This window comes from Marinobacterium stanieri (genome assembly GCF_900155945.1).
Classification (GTDB): Bacteria; Pseudomonadota; Gammaproteobacteria; order Pseudomonadales; family Balneatricaceae; genus Marinobacterium; species Marinobacterium stanieri.
Window position 1 is genome coordinate 279,851 of record NZ_FTMN01000003.1, and the last position, 24,806, is coordinate 304,656.

The 24,806-nt window shown below is 52.9% G+C and carries 15 protein-coding genes; 6 read left to right on the forward strand and 9 right to left on the reverse strand.

What is annotated here, in order from left to right; genetic code table 11:
* Positions 1-76 precede the first annotated feature (76 nt).
* The 3 genes from BW956_RS08855 to norR all read right to left on the reverse strand — a co-directional run bounded on the left by BW956_RS08855 (position 77) and on the right by norR (position 3,003).
* Positions 77-382, reverse strand: coding sequence for an MTH1187 family thiamine-binding protein (locus BW956_RS08855; RefSeq protein WP_010324012.1), 306 nt, complete (start codon positions 380-382; stop codon positions 77-79).
* Between the two features lie 94 nt (positions 383-476).
* Complete coding sequence (locus BW956_RS08860) at positions 477-1,427, reverse strand: HPP family protein (RefSeq protein ID WP_076462443.1); 951 nt, start codon at positions 1,425-1,427, stop codon at positions 477-479.
* Positions 1,420-3,003 (reverse strand): nitric oxide reductase transcriptional regulator NorR, encoded by a 1,584-nt coding sequence (gene norR, locus BW956_RS08865; RefSeq protein ID WP_076462444.1) that lies wholly within the window; start codon positions 3,001-3,003, stop codon positions 1,420-1,422. Before norR ends, BW956_RS08860 begins: the two co-directional genes overlap by 8 nt.
* Positions 3,004-3,178: 175 nt before the next feature.
* Between norR and hmpA the strand changes: the two genes are divergently transcribed.
* Both hmpA and BW956_RS08875 read left to right on the forward strand, forming a co-directional pair.
* The gene (hmpA, locus tag BW956_RS08870) at positions 3,179-4,366 is read left to right on the forward strand and encodes an NO-inducible flavohemoprotein (protein WP_076462445.1); all 1,188 of its coding nucleotides are present in this window, start codon (positions 3,179-3,181) and stop codon (positions 4,364-4,366) included.
* Positions 4,367-4,632: 266 nt separating this feature from the next.
* Entirely contained in the window at positions 4,633-5,181 is a 549-nt protein-coding gene (locus BW956_RS08875; RefSeq protein ID WP_076462446.1) for a DUF924 family protein, read from the forward strand.
* Here the strand turns inward: BW956_RS08875 and BW956_RS08880 are convergent.
* A complete protein-coding gene (locus tag BW956_RS08880) occupies positions 5,178-5,741 on the reverse strand; it encodes a helix-turn-helix domain-containing protein (RefSeq protein WP_076462447.1) in 564 nt (187 codons plus the stop codon). The genes BW956_RS08875 and BW956_RS08880 overlap by 4 nt on opposite strands.
* 165 nt (positions 5,742-5,906) lie before the next feature.
* On the opposite strand from BW956_RS08880, the gene BW956_RS08885 reads away from it, so the two are divergent.
* A complete protein-coding gene (locus tag BW956_RS08885) occupies positions 5,907-7,097 on the forward strand; it encodes a benzoate/H(+) symporter BenE family transporter (RefSeq protein ID WP_076462448.1) in 1,191 nt (396 codons plus the stop codon).
* A 1-nt stretch (position 7,098) separates the two neighbouring features.
* On the opposite strand, the gene BW956_RS08890 is transcribed toward BW956_RS08885, so the two are convergent.
* The gene (locus BW956_RS08890; RefSeq protein ID WP_076462449.1) at positions 7,099-8,037 is read right to left on the reverse strand and encodes a LysR family transcriptional regulator; all 939 of its coding nucleotides are present in this window, start codon (positions 8,035-8,037) and stop codon (positions 7,099-7,101) included.
* 109 nt (positions 8,038-8,146) lie between these two features.
* On the opposite strand from BW956_RS08890, the gene BW956_RS08895 reads away from it, so the two are divergent.
* Positions 8,147-9,067 (forward strand): DMT family transporter, encoded by a 921-nt coding sequence (locus tag BW956_RS08895; protein WP_076462450.1) that lies wholly within the window; start codon positions 8,147-8,149, stop codon positions 9,065-9,067.
* 61 nt (positions 9,068-9,128) lie between these two features.
* Here BW956_RS08895 and BW956_RS08900 read toward each other — a convergent pair whose 3' ends face one another.
* Entirely contained in the window at positions 9,129-9,959 is an 831-nt protein-coding gene (locus tag BW956_RS08900) for a mechanosensitive ion channel family protein (protein WP_076462451.1), read from the reverse strand.
* A gap of 205 nt (positions 9,960-10,164) precedes the next feature.
* Here BW956_RS08900 and ppiC point away from each other — a divergent pair, with 205 nt between their 5' ends.
* Positions 10,165-10,443 (forward strand): peptidylprolyl isomerase PpiC, encoded by a 279-nt coding sequence (ppiC, locus tag BW956_RS08905; protein ID WP_076462452.1) that lies wholly within the window; start codon positions 10,165-10,167, stop codon positions 10,441-10,443.
* Between the two features lie 6 nt (positions 10,444-10,449).
* Here the strand turns inward: ppiC and BW956_RS08910 are convergent, their stop codons facing one another.
* On the reverse strand, positions 10,450-11,679 hold the full coding sequence (locus BW956_RS08910; RefSeq protein WP_076462453.1) for a type II toxin-antitoxin system HipA family toxin: 1,230 nt from the start codon (positions 11,677-11,679) through the stop codon (positions 10,450-10,452).
* Between the two features lie 32 nt (positions 11,680-11,711).
* Complete coding sequence (locus tag BW956_RS08915; RefSeq protein WP_076462454.1) at positions 11,712-12,047, reverse strand: helix-turn-helix domain-containing protein; 336 nt, start codon at positions 12,045-12,047, stop codon at positions 11,712-11,714.
* Between the two features lie 204 nt (positions 12,048-12,251).
* On the opposite strand from BW956_RS08915, the gene BW956_RS08920 reads away from it, so the two are divergent.
* Entirely contained in the window at positions 12,252-14,138 is a 1,887-nt protein-coding gene (locus tag BW956_RS08920; RefSeq protein ID WP_175611986.1) for an ATP-binding protein, read from the forward strand.
* 20 nt (positions 14,139-14,158) lie between these two features.
* On the opposite strand, the gene BW956_RS08925 is transcribed toward BW956_RS08920, so the two are convergent.
* Positions 14,159-24,799 carry a DUF5801 repeats-in-toxin domain-containing protein gene (locus BW956_RS08925; protein WP_175611987.1) on the reverse strand — a complete coding sequence of 3,547 codons (10,641 nt, stop codon included), beginning with the start codon at positions 24,797-24,799 and terminating at the stop codon, positions 14,159-14,161.
* Positions 24,800-24,806: the final 7 nt, after the last annotated feature.

The window sequence follows — 24,806 nt, forward strand, 5'->3', positions numbered from 1 at the left end:
GGCTCAGCTTGCATTACGGGGCCGCTTTGGCCCCTTTCATATGCAAGCGGTTACTTTATTGTTTGGCGATTTGGCCTTAATGGGCAGCCAACTTGGTTTCAACGCTATCGATCTTGTCCTGCATGCTCTGATCCCTGTCAGTCCGGGTTCCCAGTCGCATGGATGAGGTGATGCGCGGGGCGCCCATTTCATGCACGACTTCATGGCAACGCTTTACTGCCGCCATTACTTCGTCCCAATCGCCCTGAATGTTGGTGCCATAGGCATGCATCTGGTGCTCAAGCCCCGCATCCTCCAGCACACGCTGGCAGGCCGTTACATACTCGGATACCGAGACGCCAACCCCAACGGGGACTACACAAAGATCAATCATGACGTTCATATCAGCTTCCTGATTGGCTAAAAGGAATATTCGCTCCGTATTCTAGACGGAATGACGACCGGAGGAATCTACCATGCCACGCATGGGCATTCTTTTAATGGCTGCGAACCCAGCGCTCGTTCGAAAATTCCACCGGGAATCCGGCCCATTCCAGGAACTCTGCGAGGGTACAACTCCCCGTCTCGTAACTGCCAGCACCCGCCACGGTTTTATACACCAGACAATCGCGGGCAGAGCGAATCACATCAGGGCCATCCAGCACCTCACGCACCGCCCAACGATCGCCCAATAGTCCGTTGCTGTAGTAGCAGCCGACACTGATTTCAAAGTCCTTCTGCGCCGATCTGGTGGCATGCTCTACGGCCAGGTCAAACAGCTCGGCCAACTCTTCCGAGGTCACATCAACATAGGAATTTACCTGTTCCATCGCAGCCGCCAGGTCTTCATGGCTGAGCATACTGCTCTGCTTGTTCTTGCCCTGGGTTTGTTTTGTCACCGGTCGCACCGATAGCACCGCCGGGTAACGTCGCCAGGGAAAAAGTCCATTGAAGAGACAGGCAACACTCAGCATACACATCAGGTTGATCAGGACGGGCGTCAGCAGGTAGGTAAACCCAAGCGCATGAACGGCATCGCCTCCAATGACGGCCGTTAATGCCGTGGCACCGCCAGGTGGATGAATACACCGACAATAGTGCATGGCTGCCACTGCCAACCCGACCGCCAGAGCAGGCGTTAAGGGGTTATCTGGCAATAGTTGCTGACAGGCGACTCCTATCGTTCCCGAAATCAGATGCCCTGCCAATACAGCCCAGGGCTGAGACAAGGCACCATGAGGGACAGCGAACAACAACACTGCAGTTGCTCCCATGGAGGCAACCATTAACGCACCGCTTTGTTCTCCCAAGTACAGGTGTGAAACATAGTACACACTGAGCAGGCTCAGCATTGCGCCCAACCCGGAAATCAGCTTTTCGACATGGCTGGTAGTATTCTCACCAATGCTCAGCAATTGGGTGATCATTGATTCTTTACGCTCAGGCATTCAGTTTCAACTCCTCTACATTTATCTCCAGCCGCTTTAAAAGACGGTTAAAGTTACCCGGATCAACCCCCAGTGCTCGGGCGGTAGCTGTTCTATTGAATGCGTGCATCCGCAAGGACTGAACAATCATATCGGCCTGAAAACGGTCCGTTGCTTCGCGTAAACTTAAGGTTTCAGTGAATTGTGGGTGCTCATTACATTGGAAAGGTGCGCTTTCTGATGCACTGAAATGCGTCGGATCAACCGGCAGTTCCAGTAGTGCCGCATCCAGTGTCAGCACCCTTCCGGACGGCTTGCGGGTAGCAGACAATCGCAAAACTGCCCTGCTGATCAAGTGCTCCAACTCACGCACATTGCCCGGCCAGTCATACCCGGTCAGTGCTCTACACGCGTGTTTGGATAACCTTAGTGAACCAAGCCCCAATTTACGGCGATTCAACTCAAGGAAATGACCGGCCAGCAGAAGTACATCCCGTCCCCTTTCTCGCAGAGGCGGGACAGTAACAGGATAAACGCTGAGTCGGTGATACAGATCCGCACGAAAACGCCCAGCCAGTATTTCCTCTTTCAGGTTACGGTTTGTCGCCGCAATCACGCGTACATCCGCACAGTGGTAATGATCACTGCCCAGCCGCTGAACTTCTCCGGTTTGCAAGGCGCGCAGCAGCTTGGGTTGCATGGCCAATGGCAGCTCACCTATCTCATCCAGAAAAAGTGTGCCCCCGTCAGCAAGCTCAAACTTGCCCTTGCGCGCGCCCGTCGCTCCCGAAAATGCCCCCCTGGTATGTCCAAACAGCTCACTTTCAATCAGGTTTTCCGGCAATGCTGCACAGTTCACATACACCAATGGCGCGTCAGCGCGAGCAGAGCCCGCGTGAAGGTGCCGGGCAACCAGCTCTTTCCCGACCCCGGTTTCACCGCTAACGAGGACAGAGAGGTCTGAAGCTGCAACCAGATCCAGCTCTTTAACCAGTGCCTGAATAGCACTGCTTTCCCCCATTATCTCGCTGTACCCGCTGTCCTGTGACAGTACCCTGGCAACCTCATGCTCCTTCTTGACCTGATGTTCCAGAGACTGGATCAACTCAGCTACCCGAATGGATGCTTCTGCCAAACGGACAAACACTCGCAGCGACTCCAAGTCCAGTTGATTAAATGCCTTCGGATTTAGCGCATCCAGTGTTAGCAGCCCCCACGGCTGTTCATCGACAAATAGCGCAACGCCCATGCAGTCGTGCACATGCAACGCGGTTTCAGGCCCGTTGACCAGACCGTCATAAGGGTCCGGTAGTGCCGAGTCAGACGGAAAGCGAACCGGGTCTCGGCTGAGCAGGATTCTGGACAGCCGCGGATGGTCCTCCACACGAAAGGTTCTGCCCAGGGTGTCATCTGACAAACCGGAAGTTGCCAGCGGGTAAAGCACAGAATCCCGCAAGCGCAGAAGCGCAACCGCATCACAGGGAAAGTGGTGCTGTATCCTTTCCAGCAACTGCTGATAGCGCTTGCGGGGTGGAATATGCCGTGACAAGTCAGAAACGACCGATATCATCGATTCTGAAATACCTGAAGTAGTCATTTAGACAATGCCAGTGTCAATTTAACAATATGGCCTACCAGTCAAAATGACATGAAAAGCCTTTAAGATGTATATAATATCAATGTTATAGAGATTGGCACAGTTCCCGCATAGATGGCAGCAAACATCGTCGGCCCTTAACAGCCTGTTAGGGCCGTCACATAAGGAGAAAGCTATGCTGTCCAGCGAAACCCGCGCCATCATCGATGCCACCCTGCCAGCTGTTAAAGAGAATGCACGCGCCATCACTGAAGTGTTCTATCCATTGATGTTCAGCCGCTACCCGGAAGTGAAGGCCTATTTCAACCAGGCCCACCAGGTTCAGGGTACTCAACGCCAGGCACTGGCCAATGCCGTTGTCGCCTATGCCAGCAACCTGGACAGGCTGGAACTACTGGGTGATGCAGTATCACTGATCGTGCAAAAACACGCGTCCTTGAACATCCTGCCGGACCATTACCCGATCGTCGGTGAATGCCTGCTGGCGGCCATCAAGGAAGTTTTCGGCGACGTTGCAACGGATGAAGTCCTTAACGCCTGGGGTGAGGCCTACCAGCAACTGGCGGATATCCTCATCGCCGCGGAAGAAAGTGTTTATCAGGAGAATGAAGCCAAATCTGGCGGGTGGCGAGGCGAACGTGAATTCCGCCTGATGGGTAAAGAACGCGAAAGTGACGTGATCACATCATTCTACTTTGTACCCACTGATGGTGAGCCGGTAGCCGATTTCAAACCCGGCCAGTTCACAACCATCATTCTGGACATTAACGGCGCAACAACGCGTCGTAATTACTCCCTGTCTGACAGCCCCGACAAGCCCTATTACCGCATCAGCGTAAAACGCGAACCTCAAGGCCTGGTATCCAATTACCTGCACGACCACCTGAACCCCGGTGACACCGTAAAGCTCACCCCACCCTGTGGTGACTTTGTGCTGCAAGACACCAACCGCCCGCTGGTACTGCTGTCCGGCGGCGTCGGCCTGACCCCGACCATCAGCATGCTGCGCCCCGCACTGGATAGCGGCCGCGAGGTTCACTTTGTCCATGGTGCCCTCAATAGCACCACCCATGCATTCAAGGGTGTCGTCGACCAACTCAACAAGGAATACACAAATCTGCATACCAGCTACTGCTACAGCGAACCGCTGGCAGATGATCAGGACGTAGCCACCGGGTTCATCGACCGCTCGCGCCTGGAAGCCCTGCTGCCGCTGGAGAAAGCACCAGACGTGTACTTCCTGGGCCCTAAAGCCTTTATGCAGAACTGCTACCGCGACCTGAAATCTCTCAATGTTCCGGCTGAACACATCCGTTTTGAATTCTTCGGCCCATTAGAAGAGTTTGATAGCACTGCTGTGTAAGTGAAAATCTACCTTTGAGCTTGGCAAAGCCCTGCAGTGGTTGCAGGGCTTTTTTTGGGACGACCCAGCCTGATATGTTCTACCTCTGTGCTGAAGACACTGTGGCAACAGTTTCAAATACAGGCATCTGTTGGCAACACTCGGAAATCTGGTCCAATATCAGTAGATCATGAAGTTGTGTAATACACTTTTTACCTGTTTTGCAGACACCCAAAGGTTCATGCAGATTATTGCTGCATCGTAATCTCTATCACTTGAGGTCGGAAATGACAGCCCAAAGATATAATGAAGTCCTGGACTTTTGGTTTAATGAACTTGAGCCAAAACAGTGGTGGCAGAAGGATGAAGGCCTTGATTCCATGATTCAGAAGCGTTTTGACGCTCTTCATCGTCAAGCCAAGTCAGGCGAGCTTTTTACGTGGCGAGATACAGCTTTTGGTAGCCTCGCTGAGGTTATCATCCTTGATCAGTTTTCACGCAATATCTACCGTGACACACCTGAAGCCTTCGCTTCTGACCCTATGGCACTGGCTTTAGCGCAATTTGCGATCTCAAAAGGGTTTGAGAAAGAATTGTCTGATATTCAGTGCTCTTTTCTATATATGCCGTTTATGCACAGCGAGTCAAAATTGATCCATGTAGAGGCCGTGAAGCTTTATGAAGCCTTAGGTATTAAAAACAATCTGGATTTCGAGCATAAACACAAAATGATCATTGACCGGTTTGGCCGTTACCCTCACAGGAATAAAATTCTGGGACGCCAGTCGACCGAGGAAGAAAATGAGTTTCTTAAACAGCCAAACTCGGCATTTTAAGATTCTGCATAATAAATCAGGTTATGAAACACAGCCGGCTGGTCTGACAGATTTCGATAGCCATGTTCCTTGTCGGCTGCAAAGCGAATGGCTTCCCCCTGCTTCATCGGTTGCCATTTCCCTTCAATAAGCAACTCCATCTCACCCCTGATCACGATGACATGTTCGGTCACGCCCTTCACATGCGGGTCGGATAAGCGTTCGTACCCGGGCATTAATGTCAGTTCAAAAAGTTCGAATCCGTATTGCTGATCATACGGAAACAGTGGCGCGACCAGCATTTCATCAATAGAAGGCTTGTGACGTAACTGATCAGCTTCGCGTATTTCATTGCCTGTAGAAACATCCTGATTGCTCTCAATAAAAGCTGAAAGCGAGGTATTGAATCCACTGGCGATCTTCCAAAGCGTAGCCAGTGTGGGGCTTGATTCACTGCGCTCGATCTGTCCGAGCATGGCCTTGCTGACCCCCGTTTCCTTCGAAGTTTTGTCCAGGCTCCAGCCCTTTTCCTTGCGAAGGGTTTTAAGGCGATGAGACAGGAACTGGTCGATCGGCTGCATTGATGGTTACCACTGAATAGTTAGTCGCGGGATTGTGCGTTATAACGCACAGGTGTACCCTTCGTTTTGTGCGCTATAGCGTACGAATGGGATTTGGCCGGGTCAAGCGCCTGGGGTTGAGCATATCCAATGCGGGATTAGTTTACGCAGGCGGGAGAGTGTTTCATGAAGGCATTACTGAGCCTTTCACATATTTCAGCAGGTTTCGTTGCCGTGCTTGTAGGGTATACAAGCTCAGCGGTCATTATCTTTCAGGCCGCGGAAGCTGCGGGTGCAGGCCCTGCCGAGATAAATTCCTGGCTGTGGGCGCTGGGTATCGGGATGGCCGTGACCAGTATCGGGCTTTCGCTCTACTATCGCGCGCCAGTATTAACCGCCTGGTCGACTCCGGGTGCAGCCCTTCTGGTAACGGGCTTATCGGGATATTCACTGGCTGAATCGATCGGCATTTTTATCTTTTGCTCCGGGTTATTACTGATCTGTGGCGTGACCGGGCTGTTCGACACTGTCATGCGGCTGGTGCCCCAACCTCTTGCATCTGCCATGCTGGCAGGTGTGTTGCTGCAGTTCGGGTTAAAGCTATTTGATGTACTGGAAACCGAGCTATTACTGGTAGGCCTGATGTTGTTGAGCTATCTACTGGCCCGACACCTGATCCCCCGCTATGTGATTCCAGCGGTGTTAGCCGTGGGCTGTGCGGTGGCTTATGCGCAGGGTGATTTGCAACTGGGGTCGGTTAGCTGGCAGCTCTCATCTCCCGTCTGGGTAACTCCCGAGTTCTCTCTGCCGGCCTTGATCGGGGTCGGCATCCCCTTGTTTATCGTCACCATGGCATCACAAAATGTTCCTGGCATTGCTGTCATGCGTGCGAACGGTTACCAGATGCCCGCATCTCCCCTCATTGCAGGGACAGGCCTGACCGGCATGATTTTGGCTCCATTCGGTGGTTTTGCGTTTAACCTGGCCGCCATAACCGCCGCTATTTGTATGGGGAAAGAAGCCGGTGCTGATCCCGATAAACGCTACTGGGCATCTGTCTGGGCCGGTTTCTTTTACCTTTTGACAGGGTTGTTTGGCGCCACGGTCGCAGCCTTGTTTGCCGCTTTTCCGTCTGAACTGATCATGGCAATCGCAGGATTGGCCTTGCTGGGAACCATTGGCAACAGCCTTTCAGCAAGCCTGTCTGAGGAAACAGGACGTGAAGCTGCGTTGATTACCTTCCTGATTACCGCCTCAGGTGTCAGCCTGATGGGCATTGGCAGTGCTTTTTGGGGGCTGGTTGCTGGACTGTTGGCATACCAGCTGCAGATGTGGTTTTGGCCCAAGCCAAGGGTTGTATCAACCTCAGAGTCATAATTCAGAGCCGCGGCTGATCGATCGCAACGGTTAAATCACCCAAGCGTTTCATGAAATCTATAAATGCTCGCATTTTGGCGGGCATAAAGCGCATTGGCTGGAATTGCATATGGACTTCACCCTGAAAGTCGCTATGCACATGCCAACCAGGTAGCACTTGCTCGACCAGACCTTCCGCCAGTGCTTCATGTACAACAAAGTCAGGGAAGATGCCGATGCCAAACCCTTCCTTTACCGCCCTTAGCCTCATTTCAGAATGGTTATTGGTATAGCGCCCCGTCACCGCAAGCGTCACCTGTTGTGTTGCCCTTGTCAGCTTCCAGTGGTTATCACCCTGATTCAGCCCAAGGGGAATACAGTCATGGTTTAAAAGGTCGGCAGGCATTGATGGTCTTCCCCGCCTATCCAGGTAGTCCGGGCTGGCACACAGAATTGATCTGACTGAACCCAACCGTTTGCTAACCAGGTGTTCTAGTGGCTCAGCAGAAACATGAAAGACAATATCAACATCCTGCCGCGCCGGATCCATTCGTTGATCGGTCACCATAAGGTGAAGGGAAATTTCGGGATAGGCTTTGCCAAAAGCGAGCAGGTGCGGTTCCAATACTTGTTTTGCCAGCGCCTTGGGGATGGCAATTTTCAAACGCCCTCTGGGTATTGAGGTATCGCTTTCGGAAACGCGCAAGGCTTCAGAAGCATTATCCAGCATATTCCGGCACTGCTCGTAGACCGCCATCCCGACAGCGGTTGTCGACTGGCGGCGAGTAGTGCGCTCAATAAGTTGAGCCGCCAGTGACGCTTCAAGACGGGCAACCTGTCGGCTGACAGCGGACGGGGTAATGCCCATCTTTTCTGCAGCATTGGTGAAGCTGCCGGTTTCGACCACGGCCACAAAGGCGGCCATATCGGGTAACAGCGGTATCAGTTTGGAGATATCCATAATTAATGCTTATGAATCACAAGTTATTTGACTTAATACCCTATTATTGCCCAAGTGATATGAAGTTAGTATGCCCGCATTCCATAGGTACTAGGGGTGTAACAAGGCAATGCTCATACCTTCTCGGCTTTATTCTGGCCAACAACTCCGTATCCGACTGCCATTACCTGAACTGTCATTGTTGTTGGTAGCGGCTTTCTGGGGCACCAGCTACGCCGTAACCAAAGAGGCACTGCTATTTACCGGTGCCATCGCATTTATAGTCATTCGTTTTGGCCTCACGGCACTGGTGTTGTTGCCATTTCATATCAGGGAAATCAGAGCAGGTTATGGGCGGGACTGCATTCGTGCGCTCCCCATGGGAGCTGTGCTCTTGTGTATTTTCCTGGCGGAAACCTGGGGTGTGTTCCTTACCTCAGCTACTCGCGCAGCGTTTTTGATCAGTCTCTGTGTGCTGATCACACCTTTGGTACAGGGTTTGGTCGAGCGCCGCTGGCCCGGCACCAGGTTGCTTTGCCTCGTGATGCTCTCGTTTTTGGGCGTAGCACTACTGACTCAAACCGATATAGCCGAGGGCTCAGGTAGCTGGCACATGAACACAGGGGATTACCTGATGCTATTGGCGGCGTTACTGCGTGCCGTTCTCGTCGTGATGACCAATCGTTTGATGCTAGGTAAATCCCTTTCTCCGTTGGCAACGACCAGTACCCAGGCCTGGGTCGTCATGCTGGGCGCACTCTGCATCTTTGCAATGAGTGACCAGCCTGTATCACAGCTGTTACCGCTGGAATCAGAGTTCTGGCTGGCAGCGTTGTATCTTACGTTCTGCTGCACGCTATATGCACTCTTCGCTCAGAACTATGGTCTTAAGCGTACATCTCCCTCAAGGGTCGCACTTTTGACCGGATCGGAACCTGCTTTTGGTGCCCTCTTTGCGTTCGCCTGGCTGGGTGAGACTCTTACAACTGTCCAGTTGCTGGGAGCTGGCTGCATTCTCCTGTCGACTCTTATTGCTACGGTTAAATACTGAAAGAGGGCGACCATGGCAAGATCAGCGTTTACTGGCTTGCCATGGTCATGCTTTCTCAGGTTTAGCCGCTCTCGTTCACGACAATCACTTTGCGGTGCGGGAACGGGATTTCGATATTGGCGTCATCCAGGGCTTTCTTAATCTGTTCAGGGACTGAATAGCGCACCTGGAAATAGTGCTCGCCGGCACAGTAAGGACGCACCAGGAAATCCACGGAGCTGTTATTCAGGGTTTCGATTTCAATGAAGGGAGCCGGGTCCTTAAGTACCAATGGATGGTTAGCCAGAACGTTTTGAATTACCTCCCGCGCACTGTCGATGCTCTCGCCATAGGCGATACCAAAGGTCATATCGACACCGCGCACCGCATGATGGGAGTGGTTGACGATCTGCTCACCCCAGATTTTGGCATTGGGAATGATGATCTGCTGGTTATCAAAGGTTTGCAGAATGGTGGTGAACATGTCGATTTCTAGTACCTTGCCAAAGTTACCGGCGATATCGACAAAGTCATTGATCTTGTAGGGGCGGAAGATCAACAGCATTACGCCTGCGGCCAGGTTGGTCAACGTGCCCTGCAATGCCAGGCCCACAGCCAGACCTGCTGCGCCCAGTAACGCGATGATAGAGGCCGTCTGGACACCAAACCGGTTGAGTACGGCGATGCCGACAAAGGCGAGTATGGTGTAGCGCACAAGGCTGCCAAAAAAGCGAAACAGCGTATCGTCCAGCTGCTCATGCTTGGTTGCGATGCGGACGACCGCCTTGTAGGCCTTGCCGGCTATCCAGATGCCGATAATAAGAATCACCAGCGCCAGCAGAATATTCATCAACCAATCCAGCGCGGCTGGCAGATATTGGTTAATGTCGAGCTTGTTCATCAGTTCTTGCATGGAACACTCCTTGGGAAGCTATCCTTTCAAGGCTTGAGTTAAAGCCTGTCGCTCCTTCGAGGCAGCTAAACTGCCTAGCCTGCAAGTGAGCTACTGACCAGCTAATCATAATGTATACCCATTTCCTGCCATTCGCCGCGCCGCCGCACCTCGTTTCTTGATAAAATCATTCGATTCAATTGAAACCCGATCAGCGAGAGACACCATGGCCACAGCAGCGGCACTGCACATACTGGTAAAAACAGAGAAAGAAGCACTGGATATTCTGGACCAGTTGAAGCGCGGCAAAAAGTTTGACGCCCTGGCCAAACGTTATTCCATCTGCCCTTCAGGCAAGCGTGGGGGTGATCTGGGTGAGTTTCACCGTGGTGATATGGTAAAACCCTTTGACGACGTTGTGTTCAAACGCCCGCTGCTGAAAGTGCATGGACCCATCAAAACCAAATTCGGCTACCACCTGATTAAAACACTGTACCGAAACTGATCCGGTTCAAGTCACCTGGCGACCCGTCTTCTTAACCCCGAAAACGGGTCGCAAAATCCGTCGATCAACATCAGACAGTTCAACAGCTTCGGCAAACCTTTCCCATCCAGCGACAACCTGCTGCAGGCGCTCGATAGTCGAGTTGGTTGCGTGCTCGTCAAGGCCAAAATACCGCCCACATTGGCGACAGCTTTCTACTGAGCTGCCACGACCAAACGCGCCCAGTGCTATGGCCTGTTGCCCCTGGTTGGTGGGCTGAGGCACGACATCATACGCTGGCGAGAGCCTGTATTGATGGTTATTCAGGTTTTTCAGAAATCCATGGTTGCGCAGGTGATCATCTGTATTCCCCACCAGCACATTGAACACCATGCGACTGAATAACTCTGCATTACCGGCTTCAGGTACATCGCTGAGTTTCCAGATCAGATCGGCCAATGCCGGGTAGGAATACACCAGGTTGAAATCCGCCTGACGGACGCGAGGCTGGTATTTCAAGGCATGGGCGCTGATAAAATGCCGCCGTCCTTTTACAGTGATATCGAACCGTTTGACCAGCAGAACGGAACGGCCCGCGATGCGAGTCAGTCGTGTTTCGGCCGTTTCGATTCCGCATTCACGCATCATCAGATAACACAGCTGTTCTGCCCTGCTCTGATCGAAAAGGTCATCGGGCCGGGTAAATTTTGCGATCCAGACAACGCCGTCGTCATCCTGCACCACACTTTTGGGCCGCGCCCCCCCCATTGAAGAGCCAGGTTCCAGTTGGCGAAGAACTTCCTCAGGTATGACCTCATTGCTGTCCAACACGCGCTGGACACTCTCGCCTATGTTCTCAAGCTCACTGAGCGGCTGAAAGCCCTGAGCGGGTTTGGGCTTGCTGCGCGACATGGAAACTCTTATCGCACCAACGCCTGTCCCCCTGGTCGCGAGCAGTTCTTCCAGTTTGTTGGCGGGCTGGCGTGAGTGAAGCACCCGCATCAGCCGCTTGCCCCAGTTATCGGGGCCTGCATCCAGCAAGACGGCGGGCACACCATCATTGCCATTGATGGTCTGGGTCGATGTGCTCAAAGGCAGATTAATTGGATCCAGTGGGAAAGCATCACTCCTTGCCAAATAGGTTTTGCCGTACACAAACCGACCAACGCCGCCATCGATTACCAATCGGGCCGCGAGCACCGGTGATGCCTCTCCCGGCATATCAACAAAAACCCAACCTTCTTTCACCTCATCCATTGAAGTAACTCCGTCTGGTATGACCCTTCATCTCAGAAGTCATTATCCAACTCATGGGTATTGCGCACACGCAGACGTGCTTGCTCAGACTCAGGGTCGTCACGTGCAGATACTTCTGTACATACACCATCAAGATCCGACGCCGCACCATAAAGCGCCAGCAGGATCATGTAGTTGCCCATCGCTACGCCAGGCTCTCCGTTTTCCATTTTTTGGATGGTGCCACGCGAGAGCCCCGTTCGATCAGCCACATCGGACTGACGCCAATGGCTGCGCTGGCGAGCATGAACAAGGCGCTGCCCCAGCTTTTGCAGCGCATGCTCGGATTCATACGGAATTATCTTCGTCATGATCAGAATAATAGGCATTAAATCACTTAAGGTACAATATTGTGATCATAAAGGAGGCTATTTCTCTCTTCTGCCCGATGTCACATGTCGCAGCTACAAGTAATATGTCCCCGCTCTCTGGTATATTGCAGCATGCAAAACTCAGTTTTAAGCGACAGGATTCACAAGGTAGAAATGGACATTCACCAAAGACACAGGCTCTATTTCAGGCTATTGCTCCTGGTGACCGTACTCCTGCTTGGCTGCTGGGTTTACCTGAGCGAATGCGCACGCGACAGGGAACAGCTGGAAGAGCTCGATGAAGTCGCCCAGTCACTGGCAGATAACCTTTCGATCAGCATCCATAGTTCAACGCTGTCTCTCTATGGCATTGGTGAGCTTGCGCTGCAAAGCCAGGGACCTATTGAAGGACTCGACAGGGTTGTGCGAAAGATGCGCGCCAGCCATCCCAATATTTTGAATGTCGCCATTTTGCCCCGGGGAGTAGTGCAACAAATAGAACCCCTGGAGCCAAACATTAAGGCACTTGGCCATGACATGTTTGCCGATCCTGAGCGGATTCGAGACGCGCTGCTGGCTCGGAAGACTGGCAAGATGACTGTAACCGGCCCATATAACCTGATTCAGGGTGGTCAGGCTGTGATAGCCCGTTTGCCTCTATATGAATCAGGCCGTTTTTGGGGCTTTGTGTCGATTGTGTATGAGTTCCCGGAGCTGATCGAGTCCATGTTGCTGCAGTACAGGAGCAGCAACCTGCTCTTTATGTTGCGCTCGGGTGCAGACAAACCGCTTATTCTTGGCAATACCGAAAAACTGCCGAAGCAAAACGTGGAACACATTATTAAACTGCCGAACCACGAGTGGTTACTGCAACTTGCATACCGCCCCTCCTTCAACTGGCTGCTTGTATTCAAAATCCTTGGTTCTGCCATCATCACACTTCTGCTGGGCTATGTTTATCACCGAGTCCTCAAGACCATTGCCAATGAGTATCAACTTCGAAAAGCCTTGTCGCAAAGTGGCAATGAGCACAGAGCTTCGGATAGTCAACGGCACCTGCTGGCACGTATTACGCACGATCTGCGCGCACCGTTGCAGCACATTCTGAACGAAGCGCGTTACCTTGCCCGCGGTGATTCACTGCAACAGGCAAACACCATTGAGCAAAGCGTGCGCTACCAGCTGTCATTGGTGGATCAATTGCTTGAATACTCACAAGACCAGGAGCGTGAGAATCAAAGCCACCCCGAACCCGGCTATACCTACCGCTACCTGATGGAAATCGGTGAGCAGGCAGAGTCCCTGGCTGATAGCTATGGCAATCGCTTTACGCTCAACCTTGCGCCCAACCTTCCTGCCATCATTGAAGCAGATTTTGTTCAATTACAACGCGTTCTGATCAACCTGCTCAGTAATGCTGCCAAGTTTACTCAGCATGGTTTAATCACCCTGAGTGTTGAGAGGCCAGATTCGAGGGAAGGTCACTGCCGTTTGCACTTCCGGGTATCAGACAATGGTCCCGGAATGCAGGACAGGCAAAAACAGGGTAAGCACGCCAACAGTGGTGCCGGCCTGGGTTTGATGATTGTGACGGATCTGCTGCGCCAGATGGGTAGCCACCTTCAATATCATTCGAATGCAGGTGGAGGGTCCGACTTTCATTTCGACCTGGAGTTGCCCTTACCTGCAGATACACCCGATGCCTACATCGAGCGGCACGTGCTTGAATCAAGTGCAGCAGAGCGGCGTGTTTTACTGGTCGACCCTGACCCGATCAGCAGAGAGATGCTGGAAGAGTTACTGCTTGGCTACGGAATGGATGTATTGGCATGTGAAGGCATTGATGAATCTCGCCAGGTATTGGCAGAGTCGGTTGTCGACCTCGTCATAACGGAGATGGACCTGCACGATGGCAGCGCCTGGGACTTCCTCAAGGGAACGACGACACTACCTGCATCGACTCCAGTTGCGCTCTATACCTCTCGGCCGGCACAGCCCGGAAGCCAGCTATCCTTTGCAGCCGAGTTGCTGCGACCTGCGGGTAGTGATCAGCTGCTGGATCTGATCCAACAGCTGACCAAGGGCAACAACGAAGCAGGAAGTGACTGAAAGCCCTTCCGGCCACACCGTTATTCCACCAGGGTGTTTTGAACCTCCAGTGTTACGGTTTCACCGCCTGCCAGAGTGGCCGAATAGCTGGTGTAACCGCCACTGCTGCTACCAGCAGCCCAGCCAGAGTCGCTATCCAGATTCACCGAGTCAGCGTCCTCACCACTGATCTTCAGTGAATTGCGGCTATCGGTCATATCCAGCACATCTTGAGCGCTCAGGCTCGTAATTGCATTACTCCCCATGCCGGTCATGTCCAGTGACTCGATATTGGCCAAAGACGCGCCCAACTCAGAGCCAGTAAGCTCTTCATCAAAGCGCAGTTGGACCACATCCTCACCGCCAAAGCCATCAATGGCCTGCCCAGTCCAAAGCAATTCATCGTTACCAGATGTGCCGAACTGCTCTGTCACACTGCTGGTATCGATGGGCTTGAATTCCGTCCAGGCAGATGGTTCGCCACCGCCGCTTTCTTCGGTACGGGCTCTTACCTGGACATTATCCAGATCACCCGCAGCCTGCATAAAGCCAAGCCGTTCAGCTTCTTCAGGCGTCAGGCCATTGAGAGTGTAGTTACCACCACCATTATCAACGACCTGTGAAGTACCGCTGATGAATACGCCATCGAGATAGAAAGCGGCATGCTCACCCATTCCCGAGAATTCCAGCGTCAGAGTCTCGCTGGACTCATCCTGAAAATCACCTGTTTCCGGGCCAACTGCTTCAGGATCAGCCAGTTCATGGTTGAGGTTGAGCTGAATGATGTCACCCTCAGTACCAAAACTCGGTGTTGGAGAGAGGGAGTTAAGGCCATCAGCGACCGGTTCAACCACAAGGTCGAACAGCTCTTCACTAATCCCTTCTGACGCCAGAGAAGTTTCACCTGAGGTGATTTGCAGCTTCAAATCATTCAGCGTGCCACTCCAGAATTGAGGCGGCATGACGCCCACATAAGCCGGGATATCACCCTGACCCAGCAGCCAGGTATTGTCTGTACCGTCGCCGCCGGCGTTGTTGGACAATTCCGCCAGGGATGCATCCTCTGCGCTATCGCCAACAAACACCAGGAAGCCATTGGGAATATCCCTCAGCAGGACAGTCCCGATCGATTCAGAACCATCGGTGTCATTCAAGCCATTATCGGTAATGTTCAGCTGAATGACGTTGGACTTGTCTGCTTCGGCTTGCTGACTGCCATTCTCCAGACCACTCGCAGGCGCCACACTGAAGTCATAGCCACTGTTTACGGGCTGGATCACACCTGTTTCAGCACTCGATCCCGTGACAACCCGGTCTGAACCTGCCTCGGTTCCCTGTGCCCAGGCCGAGAGGCTCACGGAGCCATCACTGTGAGTGCTGGACGGTGTATATGTCAGAACAACAGAGCTGGCCGGGTCTACCCCTTCAATTACATAGTAACTACCATCCGGGACACCATTGATGCCGCTCACTGAGGTCTGGGCAAGTTCCGTTACACCCTGCTTAAGCACACCTGTTCCATCAATATCCGAGTCATCCAGCTGTAGATAGAGTTTTCCATCCACCAGTGACCAGTCCGGTGCATCTGCACTGTTTGCCAGATCAACGGTGAACGTCAGGTCGCTGCCTTCATCGACAGCAGGCGCACTGATAGATATTTCAGGGGTATCGCTTACCGGTTGCACGGCAAAGCGGGCACCATCCACTATCGTCGCTTCATTTCGCAACCCGCTGGGCACATAGGTTGTCAGCTTGGCGTCAAAATCAAACGTGCCTTTATTGATGTTCCAATCAGCTGGCGGTGTGATGCTGATGTTTTGCATCAGGGTTTGCAGCTCGGCATTCCCCCCCATACCCGAGGCCGTCCAAACAGTTTCGCCGTTGATCACCGTTTCAGTCATACCACTGATTTGGGTGCCTTCAGGGACATTGGACAATGTGATGTTGAAACCATTACCCGTTACGCCACTTTCAATCTCACCATTGAAGGCATCACTGACTGTAAATGCGGCATCTTCGGTTGGAGCGAACTCTGCTTGTGACCAATCCACAATCACGGCCGGCGGCGCACTGCCGGGGCCATCCTCAAAGTTGGTTGTCAGGTTCACACTGATGCTGTCGGTCAGCAACTGACCGTTTGCGGCATCTTCCGTGGTAACTGTGATGCTGATCGGATGGTCGGTCAGATCATCGGCTTCATAGTGCACGTCGAGGCTAATGTTTTTTTCCAAAGCCGCATTGAAGCTATCGTCCGTAACGAACAGCCACTGACTACCGCCGATAAAATCGGCACCTTGAACAGTAACACCCTCTGGAACACCATCCAGCAGAATACGCGTCAGCTGTTCGCTGCCATCATAATCGCCACCATTAACGCCCTGGTTTGCGACATTCATCTCAATCGTCGTAATGCCGGGCTCCGTCATGCTGATGGCATTACTGCTGACCAGTGTCAGATCTGGCTGATCAGTTACAGGATTAACACTGACGTGGTAGGTTTGCTCACCAGAGAGACTGGTTGTTAAACCTGCACCTGCATTATTGCCCTGATCAGTTACCTCATACTGAACACCGAAACTGCCAGAGCCGTGCCAGTTGGCATCACCTTTCAGGTAAATGTTACCCATGGCCGCTTCATCGAGCTTGTACCAGCCATCTTCCAGGGTGACGCCCTCCGCTGTTCCATCCAGCTGATCGCCTGTTGCGCCAACGGTAAGGCTAAAGCCAGCAGCACCGTCCACGTCGGCCTGCTTAATCCAGACAGCGGTAATGCTTTCACCCGTTTCCCCGTTTTGCTGCTGCACACCAAAATCAAGCAATGCGGGCGTATCTTCGCCGGCACTGCTACTCAGATTCATGGTGGCTTCCGGGGAAGGCTCAATTCTGATCTGCAGGTCGTGATCATCGGTGCGTGAGTCACCATCGTTCTCGGTCGTAATGGTCGACAAGACAAATGTACCTGAATCACCACCAAAGTTTTTCGGCGTCGTAACTTTGATGTTGTCCCAGTCGCCCGGAGTGATGACCCATTCACCGTTACCCAGCGAGGTTGCACCTTCCACACCAAACCCTTCAGGTAGCCCTTTTAGCTTGAAACTCAGGGTTTCAGAGCCATCAGTATCGATCAATGCCGGCATGCTGTTGAACAAGTAGCTGAGCATCACTCCGCCAGCAAAATCGACCGATTCTTCTACAAAGCCCTGGGCATCCAGTGACTTCAGGTCAACGCTTGCCGGGTCCGCGACACCCTTGGGGGTCACGTTTATGGTGAGATCAAACGACGCTGACTCATTCTCATACAGGTTACCGTCGACCGTCAGACTATCGACAGCAACTGTTCCGACTTTAAGGGTGAACGGCTCATTCGAGTGTTCTGGCGCAGTGATGGCCATGCCAGTGCTGCCTGTTGCCGGATCAAAGTCTTCAATTATCAGCTTCCAGGTCCCATTGCCGTTATCAGTGACTGTATAGCCACCAAAGCTCGTATCAGAAATTTCATCAGCGCCATATTTGAGTACGGCCCCGTTGGGAATTTCGTCAATGGTAACCTTGTAGGTTTCCGACGGATCTGAGCTGCTTGGACGAATCGACAGCGGCACCTGAGCGTCTTCATCACCGTTAACACGAGCCGTTACCGTAGTCGTTACCGCATCCGCCACCGGCTTAATCAGCACATTTGTGAGTTCTGAAAGGCCACTAATGGCCTCAACCGACTCACCACCATCATCATCCGTGTCGATGGTTAGCGCCTGAACGTTGATCTTGAACTGGCCGGAGAAGTTTTCCGCACCCTTGAACTCCAGGGTATCCAGATACTCGACCGGGATACGCACCGCATCGCCACCAAAGGTTTGGGTGATCCATGCGCCGCCCTCTTCGGTTGTATCCCCATTAGTGGAATAACGGAACTGGGAGCCAATCGGGTCGGTTTGAGTACCATTGGTTGCCGTTAGCTCCGGCGTCAAGGCAGCGAACAGCTGCTCGTCGTCTTCTACCGTCCAATCGTCCTTCAGGTTGAACGCATTTTCAGTGCCCAGCGCAAACCACTGATCTTCCTGGCCTTCGGTCTGGTACTCATGGTTTGGCGACATACCGATATCATCAGTACCGTTGCTATCCGTATCTGTCGGCTGATGGCTGGAATCAAAGGTTTCAGCCACCGGCGTAACCGTGATGGCCACTGTGTGATTAGTCGTCACGGGGGAACTGGTGACCGTGCTGCCATTGACCGTTTGGCTATCTGCAGAGGTTACGGATACGTCAACACTGGCATCCAAACTGCTGTGTGCTGGTGGCGTCAGGGTAAAGTCAGAGAGAATCTCTGCCAGATTGTAACCATTGAGCGCACTGATTATGTGACTATCACCTGCATTAGTGATTTTCCAATCACTGCCTTCGCCGGACGCGGCTTTATCAAAGGCCCAGCTGCCGTTGGCATCGGATGGAACCTTAAAACTCACTTCGGTGATGATTTCAGTTCCATCTGCGCCGGTATCGGTTACCTGAACACCCGAGAGGAAAGCCACCGCCGTATCTTCCGGCGTTTCCTGGTTGCTGGAGGTATTGATATCACCCGCGACCGGGTTCACGTGCATGTTCAAGGTGACGGTACTGGTTTCTTCGCCCGGCTTGCCGCCATGGCTGTCCAGGTCCGTATCGGCATCGGTATCCACTGCTTTGAGGGTGACACTGATGTCGTTGATATCACCACTGAAATCTTTCGGCGGTGTAATCGTGATGGATGGGAAGCTATCGGTGCTTTCACTCAGCCCAGGTGCCGGAATGTTGATCGCCCCACTCGTATCGATTGTCGTGCTGCTTCCACCTACACTGACGACGCTACCTACTGGCAGTCCTTCGATCACCAATTCACGGCCTTCGCTACCGTCAATATCATTGAAGTTGGCGCTCAATAGAGCCGTAAGATCAAGCGGAGTATCTTCATCCAATGTTGCGGTATATGACCCTTCATCGGAGCCATTAATTGCAAGCACTACCGGGTCGGTAATGGCTATTACTTCAACATTGACACTGGTTGTGTTGTTAGCCGATGGAACACCAGAGAGCTGGTTTCCATTCACATCCACTTCATGTGAATCTACGCTGGCAGTAACTATAAAGTTGTCAGCATCATGTGCTGGGGGCAACACTTTTAATGCGTCGTACTGGGCCTGTGTCAGCACAAGGTCGACGTCTGAGGCACTCAAACCATTGAGATGGTTGCTTCCATCCAGGTATTCCTGAATCAGTACGGTTACCGGTTCACCCGTTGTGGTGAACAGCTCTGTGTCAGCATTGGCACCGTCCAGTATTTTTACGCCAGCAGGAACTCCTTCAAGGCTGATAGCACCCAGGCGTTCGGGATAGTCAGCATCACCTGCACCCGTTTCCTGAACCGGGTCTGTAATGGTCGGGGTATTCAAACCTACGGCAACAGCCACATCCTCATCAGTGATGACATTTGCAGTATCGCTGGTTACACCCGGAACGTCTGAAATCGGGTTAACCTTTACCTCGACCGTGTACGTTTTAGTGTCGTTATCTGTGACAGTGGTATAGGTGAAAATATCATCGCCACTGAAGTTGGGATTGGGTTCGTAACTGATCGTGCCGTTTTCATTGACCTTCGCCTTGCCATGAGGCGTTTCCACCCAGCCATCGGCATCCGGTGTGCCGCCATCAATACTGGTGTTATTGCCAGTGGCATCGGCATTGGTCGTGAAGGTGTTCTCTGGGTCACCCTCGCCTGAATCTTCGTCAACAACCTTGTTCTGCGAAACATCCGGGTCCGGGTTGTCGTCCACTACCGTAATTTCGAACGTGTTAGCAGCCGTATCCAGGTCAGCATCCGCCACGACAAAATCAAATGGCAAGGTAATTGCCTCACCACTAGTCGGGTTATCCAGTGGAGCGTGAAGCACAAACTCATAGCTTGCGCTGGCAGACGCCGGATCCTTGATCCTAGCAGTGAAGACAACGGGGCCACCATCACCTGCCGTTGCTGTGAGCACGTGACCAGCTGTATCCAATGACCAGACCACAGGTGTGCCACCAGATGTAAGGCTTAACCCATCGAGTGAAGCTTGATCCGCTGCGAAGGTTGTATCAAACAGCGCGGCTTCATCATCACCACCTGTATTGACACTGAGAGTACCGGTTTGGGTCAGTGCTGCCTCGTTGGGGGCACTGCCTGTCTCCAGGTTCGCTTCGCTCACGGTTGAAGAACCAGGCGTACCGATGCTGGGGCCGTCATCCTGGAACTGGATGCTACCCAGGTTAATGCTTTGGCTGTCTTCGGCTGTATCGCCATCAGCATCCGTGAGAGTAGCAGTACCGGTAAGTGAGATCAGGTCCGCTTCCAGGGAAGCAATTTCAGTAACATCATCCATTGTCGGATGATCAATTGGCTCCGACTGGGTCAGAGTGACCTTGCCATCGCCACCAACGCTGACACGGAAGACTTCACTGCCATCACCGGTTTTACCCAGCACTACGCCATTTTCAAGGCTCAGGGTGATAGCATCGCCGCCACTGGTAAGAGACGTACTGGCACCTTCCGCCAAGCTCAAGGCATACGTCCAGACCTCAGATTGCTCGCCATCGCTGCCTGCATCCTTACTGGCAACATTGAAAGCGTCTGTGTAATCAACCACAGCCGTGGAGGTACTACCACTTGCCGTTTGTGCGTCCAGGGTCTGCAGAGGACCCGGAGTGAAGGCCGGTGTACCCACGGTAATTTCGGGACCATCGTCTTTGAAGATCAGACGATCACCGATGTTTTGTGACAGCGGTATTTCATCACCGTCATTGTCGACCGCAATCAGATCCAGGCTAAGGGCATCATTGGTCAGTGTGACTTGGTCATCAGGGTTAGTTGTATCAGCATGGCTAACGGCTCGCGACTGATTAAGCGTAATCCTGCCATCAGTCTCAAGGCTGACAGTGAATACCAGCTCGCCACTTTCATTCTTACCTTCAACCACACCGTCCGGCGTCTGGCTAAGTACCACGGTCTGCCCGGTGGCCGTATCCACCAGACCTGAATCAGGATTATTGATGGCCAGTTTATAACTGCTGGCATTGGCATCAGCCTGGCCATCCGCACCGTAGTTGATCTCACCAAACAGCCCCGAGAAGTCTGCACTCGCGTTTGTAGTGAAGTCGCTTTCATCGACGGTTAGTGTCGGGTCAGCTGTGCCGGCTGCAATCACCGGCTGGTCATCTACAATGGTGATATCCAGAGTTCCGGTGCCATCGGCTGTATCCGGGTCACGGTCGACCACCGTCAACGCAATGCTGTCCGTCAGGGTTTCATCGTTATCAGGCTGTGTATGATCCTGAGTGCTGTCCTTGAGCGCATAGGTGTAGCTGATGACGCCACTGCCATCGAGCAGATTGCCGCTGCTATCCTTGTCTGTATGGGTGGGGGTGTAAGCGGTAATGGTCAGCGTGCCGTAGGGTGTATCAATCGTAACGGGGGCGCTTTCACTCACATTAAGCAGTGCCGATTCAGCGATTTCAGTGCCACCGATAATGACTTTCTCCAGCCCGTGTTTTGAATCTACCGTGATTTCACCTGTTGTACTGTCCAGTGTATTGGCTGCATCTGTTCCCACATTATCCAGAGAGGACTCATATACAGTTGCCTGGCCTGCCGCATTGGCATCACCTTCATTGCCATCAACGGGTGTAATGGTCGGAACATCGGCCTCACCATTGATGGTCAAGGTAAGGGTGGTCGTGCTGGTATCACCATCATCATCCGTGATGGTATATACGAAAGTTTCCGTCAGGGTTTCACCCTCACTCAGGTTCTGTACGACCGGCAGCGTGTTATCCAGTTCATAGGTGTATGCGCCGTTCGCATCGAGAGTGATCTGGCCATACTCGCCCGCTACGCTGCTGCCGACATTGCCACTGGCATCGGTCACAGTATCCGAACCGGGCTTCACCCCCGTAACCGGCCCCGGACTGTCAGGACCGTCGCCACCGATACGATCGTTGGTGAAGACGTTATTGGTGAGGCTTGGAGTATCTTCCGTAAGCTCACCTATGTCGGCATTCGCAGTGGGGACATCATCGATGATATTGACATTCAGCGTGCCAGTGTCAGTCACATCACCCACGTCAGTCACTTGAAGGCTGATCTGATCGAAACCATTTTCGCCTTCGGCCGGTGCCGTGTTGCTGTACTCAGTGGTCAGCACATAGTCATAGGCGAGCGTGCCCGCAGTCGGAATACCGTTGTAGTGGTCTGTTTCAGTGAAACCGGTGAGCGTTAGCGTGCCATAGTCAGTCGTAATACTGATATGCGTGTCACTGTCGACCGGGTCCAGCCCCTGCAAGGTTGAAAGCGCAATCGGCTGCCCACCCACACTGACACTTTTGATGCCGTCGCTGGCTTCGACATCAATCGCACCGTTCGTTTTATCCGAATCATCGCTCTCGACCAGCCCACGCTCATACACGGTGGCCTGGCCGTAGGTGGTCAGATCATTTGAGTCTTCACCACCGTTGTGGTCTCGGGGTGTAATGGTCGGTGCGCCATCCGTTACACCGTCAATCACAATCGTCAGCGTGGTTGTTGACTGATCACCATCGCTGTCGGTAAGGGTGTAGCTGAAAACATCTTCCAGCGTTTCATCATCTTTCAGGCCGTTCACCACCAGATTGGTGTTATCCAGTTCATAGGTGTAGGTACCAGTGCTGTTGAGAACCAGCGTTCCGTACTGACCCGTAATTTCGGTTGCCAGATTGCCGTCACTGACGTGATTCGTGGTTGGTGTACCGGCCATAACGCCAGTTAGCGTGGTTGCATCTGCACCCGGAACATCGGCCACGTCGCCGGTCGAGGCGCCGCTGCCGTCAAAGACATTGCCGGTGGCAGCATCGACATCCCCTTCCGTCACCGCATTGCGGTCAGCCTTGGCCACCGGTTGTGTATCAGTGATCAGAATCGTCAGATCCTGCGGTGTGGTGGTGTTATCCAGCTGATCTGTAACCATTAGAGTGAAGATATCGGTGATACTTCCATCACCGCTACTATGGTCTTTGTTAGAACCGTTTTGCTGATACTCATAGGTCACGTCACCGGTTTCAGGGTCGAAACCGGTTAACTTCAAAAGCCCCTCAATGCCGGGAATAATGACAGGCGAGGTACTCAGATTTTCCATCTGATCAGCCGTTACCGTGCTGCCGCCAACCGTAATATGTTTCAGCCCATCAGGGGTTGTGACTGTAAACGTACCGGTCACAGGCTGATCCGCATTTTCAGCTATGCTGTGATCACCCGCTTCAGCACCGTTTTCATTATTGATGCCCAGACTGGGCGCACCACCACTCAATCCGGTGACAGTAACAGTAAGCGTCGCGGTATCCGTGCCGCCTTCGCTATCACTGATGGTGTAGGTGATACTGGTGGTTGCCTCATCACCGGGATTAAGTCCACTGAACTCGCCGTTAGGGTCAAAGTCGTAACTGCCGTTGGGGTAGACCGTGAAGGTACCGCCGTTATCGCCAGGTACAGTTACACCGGCATCGACGACCGGGGTTTCGTTGGTCTGATCCGGGGTCTGGATAGTTGCCACATGCAGTTCATCACCGTCCGGGTCGCTGTCATTGGACAGAATGCCTTCGGCGTCATCGACATTGAGTACCGTATTTTCATCGGTGCTGTTCGTGTCATTGACGGCTTCCGGCGCCGGATTGGTGATGGTCCACTTGAAAGTTTGCGTATGTGTTTCACCGCCTTGACCGGTGCCCGTCAGCTTGATGGTATACACACCATCATTACCGCCCTGGCTCGCAGGGGCCGTCAGCAAACCTTCGATTTTGCCGGTAAGGCTATCGAATGTAAGTCCGTCCGGCAGACCTGAAATCTCGAACGTAATCTCACCGTCCAGATTACTGAACAGCTTCCCGAGGTCCAAGGTGACAGAAACAGGCTCGCTGTCCACATCTACACGATCCGGTGGCGTGGGTAGCTCCGGTTCGGGTTCAGGGTTGGGTTCCGGCTCAGGCTCAGGCTCAGGCTCAGGTTCCGGTTCTGGCTCGGGTTCCGGCTCAGGTTCCGGCTCAGGTTCCGGCTCAGGTTCGGGTTCGGGTTCCGGCTCAGGTTCGGGCTCAGGTTCGGGCTCAGGCTCAGGTTCTGGCTCAGGTTCTGGTTCTGGCTCGGGCTCGGGTTGCGTTGGATTCATCAACACTTCTTCCAATCCAGAACTGGCATTTTCACGTTCCGGCTCCAGATCTTCATCATTGTCTGGCCAGGTCATTGCCAGGGGGTCAAGCACTTCCCTGATGGCAGCCACTGTCAGTGGTGTAATGCCATCGGTTTCTACAATTTCAGATACGCGAACCAGCTGCAAAAACCTGTGCCCATCGGCAACAGCGGAGCTGCGGTCACTGTCTTCCGAACGAGCTTCTTCTGCGTTGTCAGGCGTGGCTGGCAACGTAATAACCGGAATATCGGCATCTTCGGCAGCCGCTTCAGTACCCGGTTCTGCACCTACAAATGCCAAAGGACGCTCACCACCAAAGTCCATTACTATTCGGGTTGTCTCCGTGGTGATAAGGGATTCACCCGGCTGCATCTGGTCACCTGATGCCAGCAAACGCCGTTCACCGGATGCATTTTGCACCCATGCCTGACCATTTACAGAGATCACAGTCGCTACAGTATTCATATCCGCC